Here is a 17,639-nt window from a genome sequence, read left to right on the forward strand (position 1 = left end):
CTGCGGTGTCCGTCCATCCGCCCCAAGCTCCCCTCGCCGCAACGGCTGGAGCGATCAAAGGACTGGCGTCTTCGGCGGTGAACGAAAACCGGTCGAGCGAGGTCGCGCTGCGCGGCGCGTAGTCAACAGCCGAGCGCAGCGGCCCCAGTGCTCGACCTCACCTCGACGGCGTGCCGGGCAGGGGGTTGCACAGATCCACATCGCGTCGGGTTGGATCGGACGAATGCGCACGTATGTCCGGCGATTAGCCAAGCCCGACGTGGCACCCGAGCAGCTGCTCCGCAGGTTGGCCCAGCGAGCCAGGACGCTGCGTATCGCCGAACCCGCCGCGCTGATCGGCAGCTGGTTCGGCTCGACCGCCGTCCTGGTGCCGTCGGTGGCCCTGGATCGGCAGCGAACCGACAGCACACCGGCGTCGGACATCGCGCCGGCAGGCCCCGATCCGGCGGGCACGATCGGCGGCGGATTACTCGGCAGCCTCGACCATCCCGACCGCCCCGGTCACGACTGCCGAGGCTCCTGGGGCTGGACGAACCAGGTCCTCCGCCGGGACGCCGCCGGTGACTGGTGGTTCGAGGCCCTGATCGGCGAGCCGCCGCACGGGATGGACCCGGACGCCGCAGTCGCCGCCGCCACCGAGTTCGCCGAACTGCTGACGGCAGCCGATCCCCCGATCGCAGCGCGCCGGGTCGGCGACCTGCGCACTCCCGATGCCGCTCGACATCGCAAGGCCGTGGCGGCCTGCGTGGAGGCGATCGCGGCGGGCGAGATCTTCCAAGCCAACATCTGCAGCCGCTTCGAGGTCGACTTCGACGGCGATCCCATCGACCTGTTCACCTCGGGCACCACGGCGATGCGCCCCACCCGAGCGGCCTTCCTCTCCCATGGCGACAACGGGTCCGTCGTCTCGTTCTCGCCGGAGTTGTTCCTGGCCCGACACGGTGACCGGGTGCGGTCCTCCCCCATCAAGGGCACGCTGCCCCGCCGAGGCCCGAGCGACGATGTCAACGCCGCGCGGCTCCGCGAGTCGGTGAAGGACGTCGCCGAGAACGTCATGATCGTCGACCTGGTCCGCAACGATCTCGGCCGCGTCGCCCGACCCGGCAGCGTGACCGTCCCCGAACTACTCGACGTCCAACCGCATCCCGGGGTCTGGCACCTGGTCTCCACCGTCGAAGCGTCGCTGCGGCCCGGAGTGAGCCACGCCGAACTGCTGGCCGCGACGTTCCCGCCCGGTTCGGTGACCGGGACACCCAAGGTGCGCGCCTTGGAGATCATCGACGAACTGGAGGCCGAGTCTCGACGGCTGCACTGCGGCGCGGTCGGGATGATCTCCCCGGTGGCGGGCCTGGAGTTGAACGTCGCCATCCGCACCTTCGAGCATCGGCACGGCCGACATGGCGGCGTGCTCGCCCTCGGGGTCGGGGGCGGCATCACCTCGGATTCGGATCCGGCCGCCGAATGGGCGGAATGCCTGACCAAGGCCGCGCCGCTGCTAGCCCTTCTCGGACATCGCCCGCCGAGCTAGGGCGCGGCTATCGTTTGGTCGAGCGAACCCGCAGCACCGTGTCGTACAGCTCCTTGCGCCCGACACCGCCCGCCGCCGCGACGGCCGTGACCGCCTCCTTGAGTCGCTCACCCTCGGCGACGCGGCTCTCCACCTCGGCCACCAGCGCCTCCGGATCGGCCGCGACCGCCTCGGCGCCCGCCAACACCACGGTGATCTCACCGCGCACGCCCTCGGCCGCCCAAGTGCTCAGCTCGCCGAGCGTGCCCCGGCGGACCTCCTCGTAGGTCTTGGTCAGCTCCCGGCAGACCGCCGCGCGCCGATCTGCGCCGAGCACCTCGACGGCGGCCGCGAGGGTGGCCGCCAACCGGTGCGGCGCCTCGAAGAACACCACCGTGCGCCGTTCGTTCGCCAACTCGGCGAACCAGCGAAGCCGCTCACCGGACTTGCGGGGCGGGAACCCGTCGAAGGTGAAGCGGTCCGAGGGCAGGCCGGAGACCGCCAAGGCCGTGGTCACCGCCGAGGGCCCCGGTAGACAGCTCACCGGCAGGTCGGCGGCCACGCATTCGGCGACCAGCCGGAAACCCGGGTCGGACACGCTGGGCATCCCGGCGTCGGTGACGAGCAAGACCGTCTGACCCTCCCGGATGGCCGCCAACAGCGCGGGCGCCCGGGCCGCCTCCACCGCGTCGTAGCAGCTCACCACCCGTCCTTCGACGGTGACCTCCAACGAGGCGGCGAGCTGTCGTAGGCGTCGGGTGTCCTCGGCCGCGATCACCTCGGACTCGGCCAGAGCAGCACGCAGCCGAGGCGAAGCGTCGCCCAGGTTGCCCAGCGGCGTCGCGGCGAGCAGCAGCCTGCCCGATCCAGATGTCTCACCCATTCGGACAAGCCTACGATCAGCGCCGTGAGCGCCTTGATGCCGGACACCGACATCGACCGCCCGACCTCGACGGATGGGGACAGAAATCCCCCCATCGAGCACCCGGGCGGCGAGCACTCCGAACAGGAGCGATCCGGTGAGAGACGTTCGGCCGACCCGCTCGAACGGCTACGCGGTCGGCTTCCCACCGACCGGGTACGCGGCTGGGTCGTCGCGCTGAGCCTCGCCGTGATCGGCGGGGTCATCCGCTTCTGGAATCTCGGGCATCCGACCGATCAGGGCACCCCGGTCTTCGACGAGAAGCACTACGTCCCGCATGCCTGGCAGATCCTGCGCAACGGCGGCTACGAGGACAACGCCGGTTACCGGCTGATCGTGCATCCGCCGTTGGGCAAGCAGTTCATCGCCATCGGCGAGTGGCTCTTCGGCTACAACGGCTGGGGCTGGCGATTCTCGGCCGCCGTCGCGGGCACCATCGCTGTGCTGCTCATCGTGCGGATTGCCAGGCGGCTGACCGGTTCCACGATGCTCGGGGCCGTCGCGGGCATCCTGTTGATCTGCGACGGCGTCAGCCATGTGCAGTCCAGGATGGGGATGCTCGACATCTTCCAGGCGGTGCTGGTCCTCGCGGCTTTCGGCGCGTTGCTGGTGGACCGGGATCAGATGCGGGACCGACTGCGGACCGTCGTCCTCGAAGGCCGCATCGCCGACAGCCGCTTCGGTCCGCGACTGGGATTCCGTTGGTGGCGGGTCGGGGCGGCCGTGCTGCTCGGGCTGTCCTGCGGGGTCAAGTGGTCCGGCGCCTACTACCTGGTCGCCTTCGCCGTGATCTCCGTGCTCTGGGATTACTCGGCGCGGCGCGCGGCGGGGATCCCCGGCCCGTTCAAGGCCACCGCGCTGCGTGACCTGCCCTCCGCGCTGTGGACCTTCGTCGTGCTGCCCATCGGCGCGTACCTGGCCACCTGGTGGGCCTGGTTCACCAGCGAGACCGGGCTGGATCGACACGCCGTCGGCCAAGACATCGGCACCGAATCGGCGTTCTGGTTCGTGCCCGATGCGTTGCGGGCGCTGTGGTTCTACAGCGCAAGTGTTCTGGACTTCCACAACGAGCTGATCACCGACGCGTCCGATCCACACCCCTGGGAATCCAAGCCGTGGACATGGCCGATGGGCCTGCGGCCGATGCTCTACTACTACGAATCGGGCGAGGGTGCGCCGGGCTGCGGTCAGTCCGATTGCGTTGGCGCGGTGATGCTCATCGGCACCCCGGCCATCTACTGGCTGGCGCTACCGATCCTCGGTTGGGCGTTGTGGCGGGCCTTGGGCAGGCTCGACTGGCGATACACCGCGGTGCTCGTCGGCTATCTGGCCGGTTGGCTGCCCTGGTTCATGAACCTCGACCGGCAGATGTACTTCTTCTACGTGACGCCGATGGCGCCGTTCCTGGTGTTGGGTCTGACCCTGATCCTCGGCGAGATCCTCGGCAAGGCTGGCGTGGGAGCGGAGCGACGCGGCACCGGGCTTCTGGTGGTGGCGCTTTATATCGGTCTGGTGGTGGCGAACTTCCTGTGGCTGTGGCCGATCCTCAATGGGGACTCGATCACGCCGTGGCGATGGAACGCCGAGCTCTGGCTACCGTCCTGGCGGTGAGCCCGCGTCAGTCCGCGTCGTCCACGTCGGTGAGCCAGCCCCGCCGATAGGCCGCGCCGACCGCAGCCGCGCGATCGGCGACGCCGAGCTTGGCGTAAAGCCGGGTGAGGTGCGTCTTGACGGTGGCCACCGAGATGCGCAGCGCACGGCTGATCTGCTGGTTCCCTCGCCCGTCGGCGATGAGAGCCAGGATCTCCCGCTCGCGTGGGCTCGGCGCCGATTCGCTGCCCTGGTTCTGGCGGAAGGCATTCACCAGCAGTGCGGCGACCGGCGGCGCGAGCACGGACTCCCCTCGGCCGGTGGTCCGGATGGCGGCGAAGAGCTCCTGACGTGTCGAGTCCTTCAGCAGGTAGCTGGTCGCGCCCTTGGCCATCGCGGCGGTGACGTCGGCAGCGGCACCGAAGGTGCTCAACACCATGATCGGCAGCGTCGGGTCGTGTTCGTACAACAGCTCGATCAGCTCGATGCCGTCGCCGCCCGGCATCCGCAGATCGGTGATTACCAGGTCAGGCCGTTTTCTCCGCACCTGCGCGAGCGCCTCCTGACCGTTGGCTGCCTCGCCGACGAGTTCGAGGTCCGGTTGGGTGTCGATCAAACCGCCGAGCCCGTCACGGACGATCGGGTGGTCATCGACGAGCAGCACCTTGGTGATCGGCTCGGTCATCTTTCGCCCCGTTTCTGCTGTTTCCTGCGACGCCGGGTCGCAACGGGATCATCGCGTTGATCATCGTGCCCTCCCCGGTAGCGGACTCGATGGCGAGTGTGCCGCCTGCGGCCTCGACTCGGTCCCGCATGGCATGTAGGCCGTAACCACCTGACGCAGAAGGCTCGGCAAGTTCGTCGAAGACGAAGCCGACTCCGTTGTCGACGATGTCCACCGCGATCAGGTCACCGAGGTAGGACACCGTCACGGTGACCTCGGTGGCTTTGGCGTGTCGTTCGATGTTGGTCAGAGCCTCCTGGGCGGTTCGTAGCAGAGCCTGCTCAGTCGCGGGAGCTGCGGACGTTTGATCGCCGGTGATCTCGAGCCGAGCCGAACACTGGGTCCGAGACCGCCACTGATCGAGCACCGTCCGGATGGCACCGACGAACGAGTGCTGTTCCAACGGTCCCGGCCGCAGTTCATTCACCGACCGCCGCGCCTCGATAAGGCTGGAGCGTGCCAGGCTCAGTGCCAAGCCGATCCGTCGTCGAGCGGGATGTCCTTCCTCGAGAAGTTCCTCGGCGATCTCCAGTTGGGTGCTCACCCCCGCGAGCCCCTGCGCAAGGGTGTCGTGCAGTTCACCCGCCATCCGGGCGCGTTCCGCCGTCACTGCGGCTTCCCGTTCGCGTTCGACCATCTGCCGCCGCAGCCGGTGCTGCTCCAGTGACGAGGCTTCCAGCTGATCTAGGACCCGCTGAGTTCTCTCGGTGGCACGCCGCCGCAGCTCAGCCTCGGTCTCCAAGCGGCGGAAGGCCCAGCCGAGCCCGGCGGCGATCACCGTGGAGCCCGCCATTTGCCACGCCGTCTGAGAATCGGGTGGCAGCCCGCCGAGTATCCCGGCCAGTAATACCCCGGTAGCCATCAAGCCGAGATACGCCCAGTTCCCAGGCAATGCGATGAACGTGACGAACAGACCGGAGGCCGCAACCAGCAGAAAGGCGGGATGCACCATGGTCAGCGACCAGGCCAGCACCAGCAGGCCTGCGAAGTAGCAGGCCATCGGTACGAGCTGGTTCTCCGGCCACTGCGGGTGCAGGGTGACGAACCACAGTTGCCAACCCAGCGTGCCGAGGACGAGCGCGAACAGCACTGCCGGATGCCCGGCCAACCGATCGAGATCGAGCAACGCCCGCACTATGGCCACCACGACGACCACGTAGAGCACGAGTCCCCAACCGAAGTTCCATCGGCGTTGGAATCGCGATGCGGCCGTCGTGGACAGCGTGTCCTCAAATTGGGCCACGGCGGCAGTCTCTCACTTCGGCCCGTAGGACAACCTGCGCAATAGCGTCTCCGCAGGACCGGACTTGCCCAGCACGTCGAGCCACTTCGCCAGCGCGATCGACGCCAGCCAGGTGACCACGGCCAACGCGAATACCGCAGCGGAGCCGAATTCCGCACCGAGTGCGAAGGTAACGGGCGAGAGGACCACCATGAACACGATCGAGGACAACAGGTAGAAGCTCATCGACCGTCGTCCCAGTGCAACCAAGGCGCCGGAGATCCCTGCGGCGCTACTCGATAACCGCAAACTCAGCAGCGCGATCAACGCGAGGTATCCGACGGCAGCCGCCACTCCACTGATCGAGTGCAAGAACGAGGTCGCGAACAACAGTCCAGCCGAGTCGACCACGATGAAGTGCCCGACGAGCAGACCGATAGGCAATCCACCCAGCAAGCCGATGGGTACTAAGACGTACGCCAGTCGGCGAAGCAGCGCGAGGTGGCGGCGGGGCTCTTCGAGGATGCGGTGCCGGGCGGCGATGACCCCGATGACCGAGGTGGCCAATACCGGGAGCAGCCCGAAGGGCGTCGACAGCCATTCGCCGAAGCGCATCGGCAACAGTTCGTTCAATGAGTCGCTTTCGAAGGACTGGAAGAAGCTGCGTCCCTCACCTCCGCCATCCCAGGCATACACGGCACCCTGGACCAGACAGGCGAAGACGACCCAGATCGAAGCCAACCACAGCAGGGCACGGTCTCCCCAGTTGAGCAACACGAGAAGCCCGAAGCCCAGCACGCCGTAAAGCCCGAGGATGTCGCCTGGGAAGAACAGCACGGCATGGAGTAGGCCGAAGAAGATCAATGCGGTGCTTCTTCGCCGCAGGATGGATTTCGTCCGCCGCTCGGTGGTACCGCGTGCGGTGTTTCGGCGGAACATCTGCACCATGCCGTAGCCGAAGAGCAACGCGAATAGCGGATACGCCCTGGCATCGACGGCGGTCACGACGAAGGTGCCGACCACACGGTCGAGCAGCCCCTCCTCGACGATGTGCTGTCGTGGGCCGTACGGCCGGTCGTAGAGGAAGATCGCCGAGTTCGCGATCCCGATGAACAGCAGCATGATCCCGCGCGCGAGATCGGGGGCGAGGATGCGCTGGGTCAAGCCGACCGGCGCGGCTCTGGCGATATCGATACCTGGTGGCTTGCTCACAAGTGGCTCGGACATGATCCAAACGCTAGAAATCCCGATGGATACTGCCCAGTCGTCCGATACGCCGACGCATCGGTTCGCCAAGGGGCCAGAGGATGTCGTCCGATCGGATGTCAACCACAGTCACCGAGGTCCGTAATACGTCCTGATTGTCAGCATCGCCACCGACTCGACGCCGTAGCGTGCAAGGTCCAATCGCCACCTCGAATCACCGCCGTGACCGACCACGACCTTCGGAGAACCATGACGATCCGCTACGCCAGCCCCGGAATCTCCTGCATCGACCACACCATCGAGGTGCCGCTCGATCACGATCAGCCGAACGGCGAGAAGATCTCGATCTTCGCCCGCGAGGTCGTCGCGGCGGGCAGCGAGCAGGCCGATCTGCCCTGGCTGCTATTCCTGCAGGGCGGTCCGGGCGGCAAGGCGACCCGACCCGCGCCGATGACCGGTTGGCTACGGCGGGCGCTGCGGGAGTTCCGAGTGCTGCTGCTCGATCAACGGGGCACCGGCCGGAGCACCCCGGCGAATCGGCAGAGCCTGGCGCGTTTCGATTCCGGCGAACAGGCGGCCGACTACCTCCGGCACTTCCGCAGCGACTCGATCGTGCGGGATGCGGAGGCATTCCGTCGTCAGCTGATCGGCGATCGGCCGTGGAGCGTGTTGGGGCAGAGCTTCGGCGGCTTCTGCACGCTGACCTACCTGTCGCTGGCCCCGGCGAGCTTGACCGCCGCCTTCGTCACCGGTGGGCTCTCCGGTCTGGATGCTGGCCCGGACGAGGTCTATCGGGCGCTCTATCCCAGGGTGCTGCGCAAGAACGCGGAGTACTTCGCGCGGTATCCGGGAGACGAGTCGATCGTCCGAGACATCGTCGCCCATCTCGACGAGCACGAGGTGACGCTGCCGACCGGCGAGCGCCTCACCCCACGCCGCTTGCAGACCCTGGGCATCGAATTCGGCAAGACCAGCACCTTCGACCGGCTGCACTACCTGCTGGAGGAGGCGTTCATCGACACAGCCCTGGGGCGCGACATCTCCGACACCTTCCGCCATGGGGTCGGCGCCTCGGTCTCCTTCGCCACCGACCCGCTGTACGCGGTGCTGCACGAGTCGATCTACTGCCAGGGCACGGCCTCGGCCTGGTCGGCACACCGCGTTCGGGACGAGTTCGACGCGTTCGCGCTCGACGGCGCCTCGCCGGTGCGCTTCACCGGCGAGATGATCTATCCCTGGATGTTCGACGAGGATCCGGCGCTGCGTCCGCTACAGGACGCTGCGGAGGCGCTGGCGGCCAAGACCGACTGGCCCGCGCTGTATGACCATGCCGTCCTCAATCGCAACACCGTGCCGGTCGCCGCCGCCGTCTACCACGACGACATGTACGTGGATCGCGAGTTGTCCCTGCGCACGGCGGACGAGGTTCGCGGCGCCCGTGTCTGGGTCACCAACCAGTACGAGCACGACGGATTGCGGATGGACCCCGACGTGCTGGATCGGCTGATCGCGATGACCCGCAACGAGATCTGACCGGCTCGGCGGTATCGCGAAAGCGTCGGATACGGGCTCGGCAGATCGCTGGGCCGAGCCCGTATCGGACAGCCATCAGTCCTCGGTCAACGCCCGCAACACCTTGGCCTGTTCGACGTCCGTGCCCGCCGCTCGCAGCTCGACCGCCTCGGCCGCGCTGAAACCGGCGACCCGCCAGGCCGCGACCTCGTCGATCGGGATGCCCGCCCGCCACCAGGTGGTCAGCAGCTCGATCGAGTCCTCACCCTCGGCCGAGATCCGCGCCGCCTCCCCCGCTTCGAAGCCCAACGCGGCGAAAACGCGAGCGGCACCCGGTTCGACGCCACGGCGGGCCCAGGGCAGCGCCGCCCGCCCCACCCAACCGGCGTCGAGGAAACCCCGCGCCGTCTCGGCGGGAATGCCGTGCCGTAGTAGTTCCCGCAACGTCGAAGCCTGTTCCGAATCGAGGTCGGCTCCGCCCGCAGGCCGTCGACGGTGCGTCAGGCGGTACAACAACCCTCGCGGCCGAGGAGTCTCGCCCGCACGATGCCGATCCGCAGCCTCCTGGGCGGAATAGCCCAGCTCGGACCACTGAACGGCCTCCCGAGGGGTCAATCCGGCGCGCAGCCACTCCTGCACTGTGTACGGGGACGCGCCGACGGTTCGCCATTCCCGCGCGGCCGTCGGGGTGTAGACGCCTGCGTGCTGCCAGCGTCGGGCTTCGTCGATCACGAAGCTCTCGGCAATCCACCCTCTGGCCTCGGCGATGGAGAAGCCCTGGTCCTGCCATTGCGGCAGCGGTTCCGGGGTCGGCGGCCCCTCGCGGTGCCCGCGGTTTCCCTCGGGTTCCGGCTCCGGCTCCGGCTCCGGTTCTGGGCCGTCGAAGAATCCGATGGTCATGCCGGTCCTTCCGCTGGGATTCGGGCGGTGGCCGCCCAGTCCGGCGCCCGGCCGTCCGACCCGATCAGACACACCACGACGGGTGGACGGGGGCGACGCTGCGGCCAGTCGGTCACGCCGTCGGTGAGCACGACCACGAGGTCGGGGCGCGGCCGCAGAGCCACCGCCGCCTCGATTCCGGCGCTCATGTCGGTGCCGCCACCACCGAGAAGCTCGATCTCCGCTGCGGAGCGCACCGATTGCACCGGATGCGCCCGAACGTCGCAACACAGCACCCGCAGCCTGCGGTGCGGACCGGTGACGCCGTTGATGATGGCGTCGATCTCGGCGAGTAGCCGCTGTAAGACGGGGGTGGTCACCGAGCCGGAGGTGTCGACGACCACCACGGTGTCGGGCACCGGGGCGATCATCGCGGGCGGCACCACCTCGGGATAGGCAGCGGCTCGGCGAGATGCCTTGCGATAGCTGAAATCCACCTTGCCCGTGCTGGTGGCCAGGCCACGGCGAAGCAACGCCCGCAGCCGGGTCCGCCAATTCACCGCAGCGGACACGCGTTGTTCGGCCCACCGTTGCCAACCTCCGGGCACCGCGCTGCGCGCGCTGACTCGATCCCGGATTCCCGCGACGATCATCCGTTGCAGTAGATCGCGGTCCAATTCGGTGGGTCCATCGCCAGAACCGGAGTCCTCATAGTCGCGAGGCCTACCGTCGGCGGCGCTGCCGCAGTCGACAGCCTCGGCCAACGTCCGGCCGCCTCGGCCCATCGCCTCGGCGAGCACGTCCAACATGGGCAGGTATTCCTCGGCCATGCGGTTACTCGGCAGACCCAGCTCGACCGGTGAGATCACGCCCGCAGGCCCGGTCAGGCCCTCGGCGATCAGGTCGTCGTTGATCTCGGCGTCGGCGGCCTGGTTCCAGCGTTGCGCTTCGGGCGTCCCGGTTTCGCCTGCGGCATGGGTGTTCCCGGAGTCGGTGTCGCGCACTGGCGAGCGCATCGCGTGCGATCGAACTAGGTGTCCCACGTGGTGCAGCAGCCACCAGCCGATCTCCGCGATCGGAGTGGCCAGCGTGGTGCCGGCCTCCAGATGCACATTCCACCGGCTGTCGGCCGGGAAGGCCCGGAATTCCGGATCGGGTACCGGCACACCACCCGAATCGGCGATGGCCGAGGCGATGGGCACGGGCCGGAGGGCGAAGAGCGCCGAGGCCAGGTACGGCGCGCGATGCGCCGCCCACAGTCGGGCCGCGCCGAAGCGGACCATGATCTGTTCGGTGTGTTCCACGTCCGGCGTCATGTGAGTAGCCCGGCGGCCCGCAGGATCGGGGCGAGTTCCAGCATGGTCTTGGGGAGCTGCGCGCCTGCGGGTCGTTGTGCGGCCAGGGCGCGAGCAGCGCTCGCGGCCACATCCGGTGCCTTGCGGGCGACTCTGGCGATCACGGCCCAGGCCCCTTCCCACACCGCCACATCGCCCTCCGTGTTGACATGGGCGACCAATGCACCGAGTAGTGCGTGTAATCGATCGACGCGGTCGGGCAGTGGTGCAGCCGGATCAGCCAGCAGCTCCCGAGGATCGGGCAGGTCCAGGTTGCGCAGCCAGGACAGCAGCTCGAAGCCCGCCGAGTCTCCGACCGCGCCCAGTACCAACTCGGCCCGTACCTCCTCGGCTGCCCCGCTCTGGGAACTGGCGGCGATGGCGCGGGCCGCCAGCTCCCAGCTTCGCGGGCTCGGCCAGCTGCGGCCTGCGGTGTCCGGGTTGTCCGGCACCGCGAGCACCAGTTCGGGGCGTACCCGTAGGAACGCTCCGACCAGCGATCGGGCCCGGGCGATCGCGGCTGCGGTGGGCGGCTGGGCGGTCACGAGTTCGGGAACCCGGAACCCGCTGGTGAAGCCCTCGGCGATCACAGCGGCGTCGACCGTCCAGTCGAGGTGGATCAACCGGTTCGCCAATGGCGCGGACAGATCCCAGCCGTCTGCTGCGTGTTCCGGCGGGTTGGCCGCCGCCACGATGCGGACCTGTGGCGGCAGTTCGAGGTCGCCGACGGTGCGTTCGAGGATGATCCGCAGCATCGCGGCCTGCACGGCGGGCGGCGCCGTGGTCAGCTCGTCGAGGAAGAGCAGTCCGGTGCCCGACTCGGCGAGCCGTTGGGCCCAACGCGGTGGGGCGAAGTAGGTGTTGCCCTCGCGGAGCACCGGGAGTCCCAGGAAGTCGCTGGGCTCCCGCAGCGAGCCGACGACGACCTCGACCGGCAGGCCGAGGTCTCGGCCCAGCGCGATAACCGACGAGGTCTTGCCGGTACCGGGTGCGCCCCAGATGATCACGGGCAGATTGGCGGCGACCGCTAGGGCGATCGCCTGTTGAGTGCTTCGTTGCTCGGCCATCGATCCTCTCCCGGATCAATCGATGAAGGCGCCTGTGGCGCGAATTCGGGCAGCACGAATCAAGGCATCCCCCAGGTCGGATGCCTTCGAAGTAGAAGGGAGTTCCTAGTCCTGCTCGCGGAACAGGCTGCGGCCGCCGTACTTCTTGTGCACGGCCTGCTTGCTGATGCCCAATACGGTGGCGATCGACGCCCAGGTGTGCCCCTGCACGCGGGCCCGCCGGACGAGCACCGCCTCCAGGCGTTCCATCTCGCGACGCACCTCGGCCGCCGCGCCGAGCCCGACGATCGGGTCATCGCCGTTGGCTGCCTTGGTCAACGACACGATCTGATCGATCTCCATGTTGTCATCCTAGGTTGACACACCTCAAGGCGTCAACCAAAGGTGACAAGTCGGCCGCGACCTGCCCGTCCCGACACCGCTATCGACGACGCGAGCGGCCGATACTCAATCGGACTCGGACACCACGAGACCATCCCGCATCCCAGCGATCACGCTGCTCAACGTGGTGAGTTGGAAGGGCACACCGGCTCCGGTGATCTCCCCGCGCAGGGCAAAAATGCCGAGCGCGACAGCCACCCCCGCTGTAGCGCCGTAATCGGAGACGGCGGAAAGGCGCACGAGACGCTGCACCGGCCGCCCCTCGGACACACCTCGCGCCCGCACCCACAGCTCGACGTCCTCCGCCTTCGCCGGATCATGCTTGGCCAGACCCGCGATCTGCGGCGCGAACCGAGGTAGCACCCGGAGTGCTATCAGCCCCGCGACCAGCGAGTTGAAGGCACGGCTGTTCCAGGCCGTCCGGTATTCGACGTCGGCGAGTCCAAGGCCGGCGGCCACGACCCCGCGTTCGGGATGCTCGATCAGCCGCATGCCCTGCTCTGCGCGCGAACCACGGTCCGGGGCCCGTTCGCGCCGTACCGGAGTTGAGACGATCTCCAGCATGTCGATGGTCCCCGCCCGGCCGACCCGAGCGTTGGTGTTCTGTCTGAAGAAGACATCGACGCCATCGATCGCGTCGCAACCGTCGACCGCCTCCCGAACCGCGAGGCCGGAGAGTCCGGGGAAGAGCCCGGCCATGGCGACAACGGCGAGTCCGGCGTCGGTGGCCGGTCGATCCAGCTCCCGCACCCGCGCCGCGAATTCCGGCTGGACCCCGACGTCCACGCTGTGCACACCGGATTCGAGGCAGATCCGCTGGACGAGCGGCGCGCTCTGAGCAACCGCGACTATCACCAGATCCGCGCCCGCGACCGCATCCCGAATGGACACCGAGTCACGTACATCCAGTGACACCATGCGTGCCTGCGGGCCGAGATCACCCGCGAGGCCGTCCGAGGCGCCGCTCCTACGCGTGCCGATCAGCAGTTCCGCATCGGGGACCACGGCCCTGACCTCGGAGCAGATTGCCCGACCGAGGATTCCGGTGCCACCGGCCACGACGATCCTCATCCGGGCCTCTCCTTCTGCGTCATCGCATATCCCCCACCGCTCGCAAGACCGCCCCAGATCGCCGGGTACGACGGCCAACCGAACTACGCCTTCTGCGGGAACCCCGGCATCGGCGTGGCCGATTCCCCTCGCCCGCCACATCGAGAGGAGTCCACACGGAGTCGATCGCCCCATTCGATCGATCAACACAAGGTACCCATCGGCCGACGCCGATCACAGCCACCGAGTGCCTGGGGTCAGGATGTGACCGTGGTAGTCGTGGGCATGACCTCGTTGGTCGACGAACGCTCGCCGCCGACCAACTCCAACAGCCGGGATGCCGAAGCCTCGGCCTGATTCGAGGTGATCGCCGAGACGATCCACTGTGGTGAGGTCGCGGCGGGCAACCGGATGGTGACCAGACCGGCGGCCTGCGGTTTGGCCGCGACATGCTGCGGCACCAGGGCGATGCCCAGCCCGCGATGGATCAGATCGAGCAGGGTGTGGATGTCGTCGACGGTGCAGCGGACCCGACGCCCGACACCATGCGCGGCACAGGCCGCCTCGTTGAGCGAGCGCACTCCCCAGGACGTCCGGAAGTCGATGAACTCGCGATCGCGCAGCTCGGCCCACTCGACATCCGACCGGCCTGCCAACGGGTGTTCGGCAGGCACCAGCAGCACGATCGCTCGCCTGCCGAGTTCGACCGGGTTGACCGTCGCCAGATGCTCGGTGGTCGCGACGAACGCGACATCGAGTTCACCGGCGCGCACCTGACCTGCGAGATCGTGCGATCCGGACTGGGTGAAGTGGATATCCACCAACGGATAACGGCGATGGAACCGTTCGAGCAACGGCGGCACGTCGACCACCCCGAGACACTGCTCGGCCCCGACCCGCAGCCGGCCCGCCAGCGCATGGGTCGCCCGGATGACCGCGTCCCGCCCTGCGGCGACCTGGGCGAGCATCGTGCGGGCGAAGGGCAGCAGTGCGAGGCCGGCGTCCGTCGGCTCCACCCGACGGGTGGTGCGGGTGAACAGCGGCGTGCCGAGTTCGCCTTCGAGATTGCGAATGCCCGCGGAGAGTCCCGATTGCGAGACGCGGCAGACCGCCGCCGCCCGGGTGAACTGCTGCTCGTCGGCGAGTGCGACGAGGTATTCCATCTGACGCAGATCCATTGATCGATACCGCTTCTCAATCGCAGCAAAACTAGTTGTTGGACTTCTACCTGGAGAGTACCTACCGTCGATATCGACGATCACTCGAACGAGAGAGGCGCACCCTTGCTGCAACGCACCCTGGGAAACCGCACCGTCGGCGCGATCGGGCTCGGCGGGATGCCGATGTCGATCGAGGACCGGCCCGAGGAGTCTCGGTCGATCGCGACCGTCCACGCCGCCATCGACGCCGGTGTCACCCTGATCGACACCGCCGACGCCTATCACCAGCACGCGGACGAGGTCGGCCACAACGAGGAACTCATCGCCCGCGCCCTGCGCTCCTACAGCGGCGACATCGATGACGTACTCGTCGCGACCAAGGGCGGTCATCTGCGCCCCGGCGACGGAACCTGGACCCGCAACGGGCGTCCGGAGTACCTCAAGGCGGCGGCGAAGGCCTCGGCCAAGCGGCTCGGCGTCGAGGCGATCGGCCTCTACCAGTTCCACCGGCCGGACCCGGACGTGCCCTACGCCGAGTCGATCGGCGCGGTGCGGGATCTCCTCGACGAGGGCGTGATCGTCATGGCCGGCATCTCCAACGCGACCATCGCCCAGATCGACGAGGCCAACGAGGTACTCGGCGGCCGGCTGGTCTCGGTACAGAACCAGTTCTCGCCCGCGTTCCGCTCCAGCCTGGACGAACTCCGACACTGCGCCGACCTCGGCATCGCCTTCCTCCCCTGGTCGCCGCTCGGTGGCATCAAGCGCGCGAGCGAGGTCGGCGGGCTGCACGCGCCGTTCCAACGCGTCGCCGACGCGCACGGTGTGAGCCCGCAGCAGGTCACCCTGGCCTGGCAGCTGTCCCTGGCCCCGGTCGTGCTCCCCATCCCCGGCGCCTCCCGGCCCGAGAGCATCACCGACTCGACCCGCGCGACCGAACTCGAACTCACCTCGGAGGAACTCGCCGAGCTGTCGAAGGACAGCTGAGCTAGACCGGAACCGCCGCCCCCGGTCATCCCCTTCGAACGGTTCGCGAGAGGACCACTGTGCAGACCTTCACCCTCCCGGGCACCGACATCGTGGCGCCGAACATCGTGCTCGGCCTGATGCGAATCGCCGACAAGTCCGACGACGAGGTGCGCGAGCTCGTGCGCACCGCCCGCGATGCGGGCATCGACTTCATCGACCACGCCGACGTCTACGGCCACGAGAAGCACGGTTGCGAACGCCGCTTCGCCGAGGCGATGGCTCTCACTCCCGCCGAACGCGACGCCATCACCATCCAGACCAAGGCGGGCATCGTCCGACAGGGCCCGTACTTCGACTTCTCCTACGAGCACCTCATCGAGTCGGTCGAGGGCTCGCTGGCGGCGTTGCGGACCGACCGCATCGACATCCTGCTGCTGCACCGCCCAGACGCACTCGTCGAGCCGGAGGAGGTCGCCCGCGCCTTCGACGAGCTGCACTCCTCGGGCAAGGTCCGCGCCTTCGGCGTCTCCAACCACACCCCGAACCAGACCGAGTTGCTGCGCAAGTACGTGCGGCAGCCGATCGTGGCCAACCAACTCCAGCTGTCGATCACGCACGCGCCGCTGGTGGCGCACGGCGTCGCGGCGAACATGCTCGACCGGCAGCAGTCGGTCACCCTCGACGGCGGCGGGCTCGTCGACTACTGCCGGTTGAACGACATCACCATCCAGGCCTGGTCGCCGTTCCAGGCCGGTTTCTTCACCGGGGTCTTCCTCGGCTCGCCGGAGTACCCGGAGCTCAACGCCGTCATCGACCGGCTGGCCGCGCAGTACGACGTGCCGCCGATCGCGATCGCCACGGCCTGGATCACCCGACACCCGGCCAAGATGCAGGTCGTCCTCGGCACGACGAACCCCGAGCGGGTCGCAGGCGCCGCCCGGGGTTCGGATGTGCCGCTCACCCGCGCCGAGTGGTACGAGCTCTTCCGGGCGGCCGGGCACATCGTGCCGTAGCCGCCGACGAGCTTCAGCGGTCTTCGACGCCCTCGCCGAACTCAGCCGAGGAAATCGGTGAGGGCGTCGACGACCGCCTCGGGTTGCTCGTCGGGCAGGTAGTGACCGCAGTCGGCGATCTCGACCAGTCGCACATCGGTGCCCTTGCTCGGCATCACGGCGGCGAGCATGGGGTAATTGGCCTGCGCGCCACCCAGGGCCAGGATGGGCAACGACAGCTTCGGGTACGACTGTTCGTCGACGATGTCGGTCGGGAATGCCTGATACCAGCTATTACCCGCCCGGACCGCGTCAGCGGTGGAGTAGGCGTGGGCATAGATCTGCCGGGAACGCTCGTCGAGCGAGGCGGGGTCCTTGGCCAGGCGGTCGAAGAGCCAATCGGCCAGGATTCGGGAGCGGCCCGCCAACAGCTGTTCCGGTAGTCCGCGGACCTGGTTGAAGGCAAACCACCACAGGTAGTAGCGGCCGGGGGTCGGTGTGCCGTCGACCTCCTGGTCGAGCTCGGGCAGCAGCCGCATGTCCGCCCAGGTCTCATCCGGATGCGGCACATCCAGGATGACGAGCTTCGTGGTCGCCTCGGGATAGATCGCCGCGTGTGCGGTCGCGACCATGGCCCCGATGTCGTGGCCCGCGAGCGTGGCGGTCGTCAATCCCAGATGCTTGATCAACTCGTGGATGTCGTGCGCCATCGTCTTCTTGTCGTAGCCCGCCTCGGGCTTGGTGGAGCCGCCCATCCCGCGCAGGTCCACGGCGATCACGCGATACCGCCGAGCCAACGCGGGCATCACCTTGTGCCACTGCCACCAGGTCTGCGGCCAGCCGCCCAACAGCAGCAGCGGTTCGCCGGTGCCCCCTTCGACGTAGTGCAGCCGGACGCCGTTGACCTCGGCGTGGTTGCTGGAGAAGTCGCCGTCGAGGGCGCGCGCCAGTTCGGCATCGGTCGGTGAATCTGTCTGCGGCACCGTCATTGCGTCGTCCTTCACGAGTACGGAATCGAAAACGGTACGAAGATCTCGTACCGTTGATGGTACGAGATCTTCGTACCGTCGAACTAGGCGTGTCAACCCTCGGCACGAGCTTCGGTACGCAATCCACGTACAGTT

16 protein-coding genes are annotated in these 17,639 nt (G+C 68.1%); 5 read left to right on the top strand and 11 right to left on the bottom strand.

What is annotated here, in order from left to right; translation table 11 throughout:
- Window positions 1-223 precede the first annotated feature (223 nt).
- Window positions 224-1,528 carry an aminodeoxychorismate synthase component I gene (locus BKA25_RS23715; protein ID WP_069846516.1) on the top strand — a complete coding sequence of 435 codons (1,305 nt, stop codon included), beginning with the start codon at window positions 224-226 and terminating at the stop codon, window positions 1,526-1,528.
- A gap of 7 nt (window positions 1,529-1,535) precedes the next feature.
- On the opposite strand, the gene rsmI is transcribed toward BKA25_RS23715, so the two are convergent.
- The gene (gene rsmI / locus BKA25_RS23720) at window positions 1,536-2,390 is read right to left on the bottom strand and encodes a 16S rRNA (cytidine(1402)-2'-O)-methyltransferase (protein WP_069846514.1); all 855 of its coding nucleotides are present in this window, start codon (window positions 2,388-2,390) and stop codon (window positions 1,536-1,538) included.
- 36 nt (window positions 2,391-2,426) lie between these two features.
- On the opposite strand from rsmI, the gene BKA25_RS23725 reads away from it, so the two are divergent.
- Window positions 2,427-4,040 (top strand): dolichyl-phosphate-mannose--protein mannosyltransferase, encoded by a 1,614-nt coding sequence (locus BKA25_RS23725; RefSeq protein WP_157421349.1) that lies wholly within the window; start codon window positions 2,427-2,429, stop codon window positions 4,038-4,040.
- A 7-nt stretch (window positions 4,041-4,047) separates the two neighbouring features.
- Here BKA25_RS23725 and BKA25_RS23730 read toward each other — a convergent pair whose 3' ends face one another.
- Genes BKA25_RS23730 through BKA25_RS23740 form a run of 3 tightly spaced genes read right to left on the bottom strand, consistent with a single transcriptional unit; the run spans window position 4,048 to window position 7,192 of the window.
- Window positions 4,048-4,704 carry a response regulator gene (locus tag BKA25_RS23730; protein WP_069846513.1) on the bottom strand — a complete coding sequence of 219 codons (657 nt, stop codon included), beginning with the start codon at window positions 4,702-4,704 and terminating at the stop codon, window positions 4,048-4,050.
- Window positions 4,667-5,986 (bottom strand): sensor histidine kinase, encoded by a 1,320-nt coding sequence (locus BKA25_RS28520; RefSeq protein WP_069846511.1) that lies wholly within the window; start codon window positions 5,984-5,986, stop codon window positions 4,667-4,669. Before BKA25_RS28520 ends, BKA25_RS23730 begins: the two co-directional genes overlap by 38 nt.
- Before the next feature lie 12 nt (window positions 5,987-5,998).
- Window positions 5,999-7,192, bottom strand: coding sequence for a DUF418 domain-containing protein (locus tag BKA25_RS23740; RefSeq protein ID WP_084642481.1), 1,194 nt, complete (start codon window positions 7,190-7,192; stop codon window positions 5,999-6,001).
- 228 nt (window positions 7,193-7,420) lie between these two features.
- Here BKA25_RS23740 and BKA25_RS23745 point away from each other — a divergent pair, with 228 nt between their 5' ends.
- Entirely contained in the window at window positions 7,421-8,704 is a 1,284-nt protein-coding gene (locus tag BKA25_RS23745) for an alpha/beta fold hydrolase (protein WP_069853241.1), read from the top strand.
- A gap of 75 nt (window positions 8,705-8,779) precedes the next feature.
- On the opposite strand, the gene BKA25_RS23750 is transcribed toward BKA25_RS23745, so the two are convergent.
- The 6 genes from BKA25_RS23750 to BKA25_RS23775 form a co-directional block, all read right to left on the bottom strand.
- Entirely contained in the window at window positions 8,780-9,583 is an 804-nt protein-coding gene (locus BKA25_RS23750; RefSeq protein WP_084642480.1) for a hypothetical protein, read from the bottom strand.
- On the bottom strand, window positions 9,580-10,878 hold the full coding sequence (locus tag BKA25_RS23755) for a vWA domain-containing protein (protein WP_069846509.1): 1,299 nt from the start codon (window positions 10,876-10,878) through the stop codon (window positions 9,580-9,582). Before BKA25_RS23755 ends, BKA25_RS23750 begins: the two co-directional genes overlap by 4 nt.
- Window positions 10,875-11,963 (bottom strand): AAA family ATPase, encoded by a 1,089-nt coding sequence (locus tag BKA25_RS23760; protein WP_069846508.1) that lies wholly within the window; start codon window positions 11,961-11,963, stop codon window positions 10,875-10,877. The genes BKA25_RS23755 and BKA25_RS23760 overlap by 4 nt, the downstream gene beginning before the upstream one ends.
- Before the next feature lie 105 nt (window positions 11,964-12,068).
- A complete protein-coding gene (locus tag BKA25_RS23765) occupies window positions 12,069-12,305 on the bottom strand; it encodes a hypothetical protein (RefSeq protein WP_069846506.1) in 237 nt (78 codons plus the stop codon).
- A 105-nt stretch (window positions 12,306-12,410) separates the two neighbouring features.
- A complete protein-coding gene (locus tag BKA25_RS23770) occupies window positions 12,411-13,415 on the bottom strand; it encodes an NAD-dependent epimerase/dehydratase family protein (RefSeq protein ID WP_069846505.1) in 1,005 nt (334 codons plus the stop codon).
- 236 nt (window positions 13,416-13,651) lie between these two features.
- Window positions 13,652-14,557, bottom strand: coding sequence for a LysR family transcriptional regulator (locus tag BKA25_RS23775; RefSeq protein WP_216637783.1), 906 nt, complete (start codon window positions 14,555-14,557; stop codon window positions 13,652-13,654).
- A gap of 120 nt (window positions 14,558-14,677) precedes the next feature.
- Between BKA25_RS23775 and BKA25_RS23780 the strand changes: the two genes are divergently transcribed.
- Both BKA25_RS23780 and BKA25_RS23785 read left to right on the top strand, forming a co-directional pair.
- Window positions 14,678-15,541: an aldo/keto reductase gene (locus BKA25_RS23780; RefSeq protein ID WP_069846502.1), complete on the top strand. Its 864-nt coding sequence runs from the start codon at window positions 14,678-14,680 to the stop codon at window positions 15,539-15,541.
- A 59-nt stretch (window positions 15,542-15,600) separates the two neighbouring features.
- Window positions 15,601-16,536: an aldo/keto reductase gene (locus BKA25_RS23785; protein WP_069846500.1), complete on the top strand. Its 936-nt coding sequence runs from the start codon at window positions 15,601-15,603 to the stop codon at window positions 16,534-16,536.
- A 41-nt stretch (window positions 16,537-16,577) separates the two neighbouring features.
- On the opposite strand, the gene BKA25_RS23790 is transcribed toward BKA25_RS23785, so the two are convergent.
- Window positions 16,578-17,504, bottom strand: a complete 927-nt coding sequence (locus BKA25_RS23790) for an alpha/beta fold hydrolase (protein WP_069846498.1) — start codon at window positions 17,502-17,504, stop codon at window positions 16,578-16,580.
- Window positions 17,505-17,639 lie beyond the last annotated feature (135 nt).

It is taken from the genome of Actinoalloteichus hymeniacidonis (genome assembly GCF_014203365.1).
GTDB lineage: Bacteria > Actinomycetota > Actinomycetes > Mycobacteriales > Pseudonocardiaceae > Actinoalloteichus_A > Actinoalloteichus_A hymeniacidonis.

What these genes read in the sequence shown, in the direction of transcription:
- BKA25_RS23715 (WP_069846516.1), top strand. Translation starts at nt 224, where the DNA reads ATGCGCACGTATGTCCGGCGATTAGCCAAGCCCGACGTGGCACCCGAG.
- rsmI (WP_069846514.1), bottom strand. Translation starts at nt 2,390, where the DNA reads ATGGGTGAGACATCTGGATCGGGCAGGCTGCTGCTCGCCGCGACGCCG.
- BKA25_RS23725 (WP_157421349.1), top strand. Translation starts at nt 2,427, where the DNA reads ATGCCGGACACCGACATCGACCGCCCGACCTCGACGGATGGGGACAGA.
- BKA25_RS23730 (WP_069846513.1), bottom strand. Translation starts at nt 4,704, where the DNA reads ATGACCGAGCCGATCACCAAGGTGCTGCTCGTCGATGACCACCCGATC.
- BKA25_RS23740 (WP_084642481.1), bottom strand. Translation starts at nt 7,192, where the DNA reads ATGTCCGAGCCACTTGTGAGCAAGCCACCAGGTATCGATATCGCCAGA.
- BKA25_RS23745 (WP_069853241.1), top strand. Translation starts at nt 7,421, where the DNA reads ATGACGATCCGCTACGCCAGCCCCGGAATCTCCTGCATCGACCACACC.
- BKA25_RS23750 (WP_084642480.1), bottom strand. Translation starts at nt 9,583, where the DNA reads ATGACCATCGGATTCTTCGACGGCCCAGAACCGGAGCCGGAGCCGGAG.
- BKA25_RS23755 (WP_069846509.1), bottom strand. Translation starts at nt 10,878, where the DNA reads ATGACGCCGGACGTGGAACACACCGAACAGATCATGGTCCGCTTCGGC.
- BKA25_RS23760 (WP_069846508.1), bottom strand. Translation starts at nt 11,963, where the DNA reads ATGGCCGAGCAACGAAGCACTCAACAGGCGATCGCCCTAGCGGTCGCC.
- BKA25_RS23765 (WP_069846506.1), bottom strand. Translation starts at nt 12,305, where the DNA reads ATGGAGATCGATCAGATCGTGTCGTTGACCAAGGCAGCCAACGGCGAT.
- BKA25_RS23770 (WP_069846505.1), bottom strand. Translation starts at nt 13,415, where the DNA reads ATGAGGATCGTCGTGGCCGGTGGCACCGGAATCCTCGGTCGGGCAATC.
- BKA25_RS23775 (WP_216637783.1), bottom strand. Translation starts at nt 14,557, where the DNA reads ATGGAATACCTCGTCGCACTCGCCGACGAGCAGCAGTTCACCCGGGCG.
- BKA25_RS23790 (WP_069846498.1), bottom strand. Translation starts at nt 17,504, where the DNA reads ATGACGGTGCCGCAGACAGATTCACCGACCGATGCCGAACTGGCGCGC.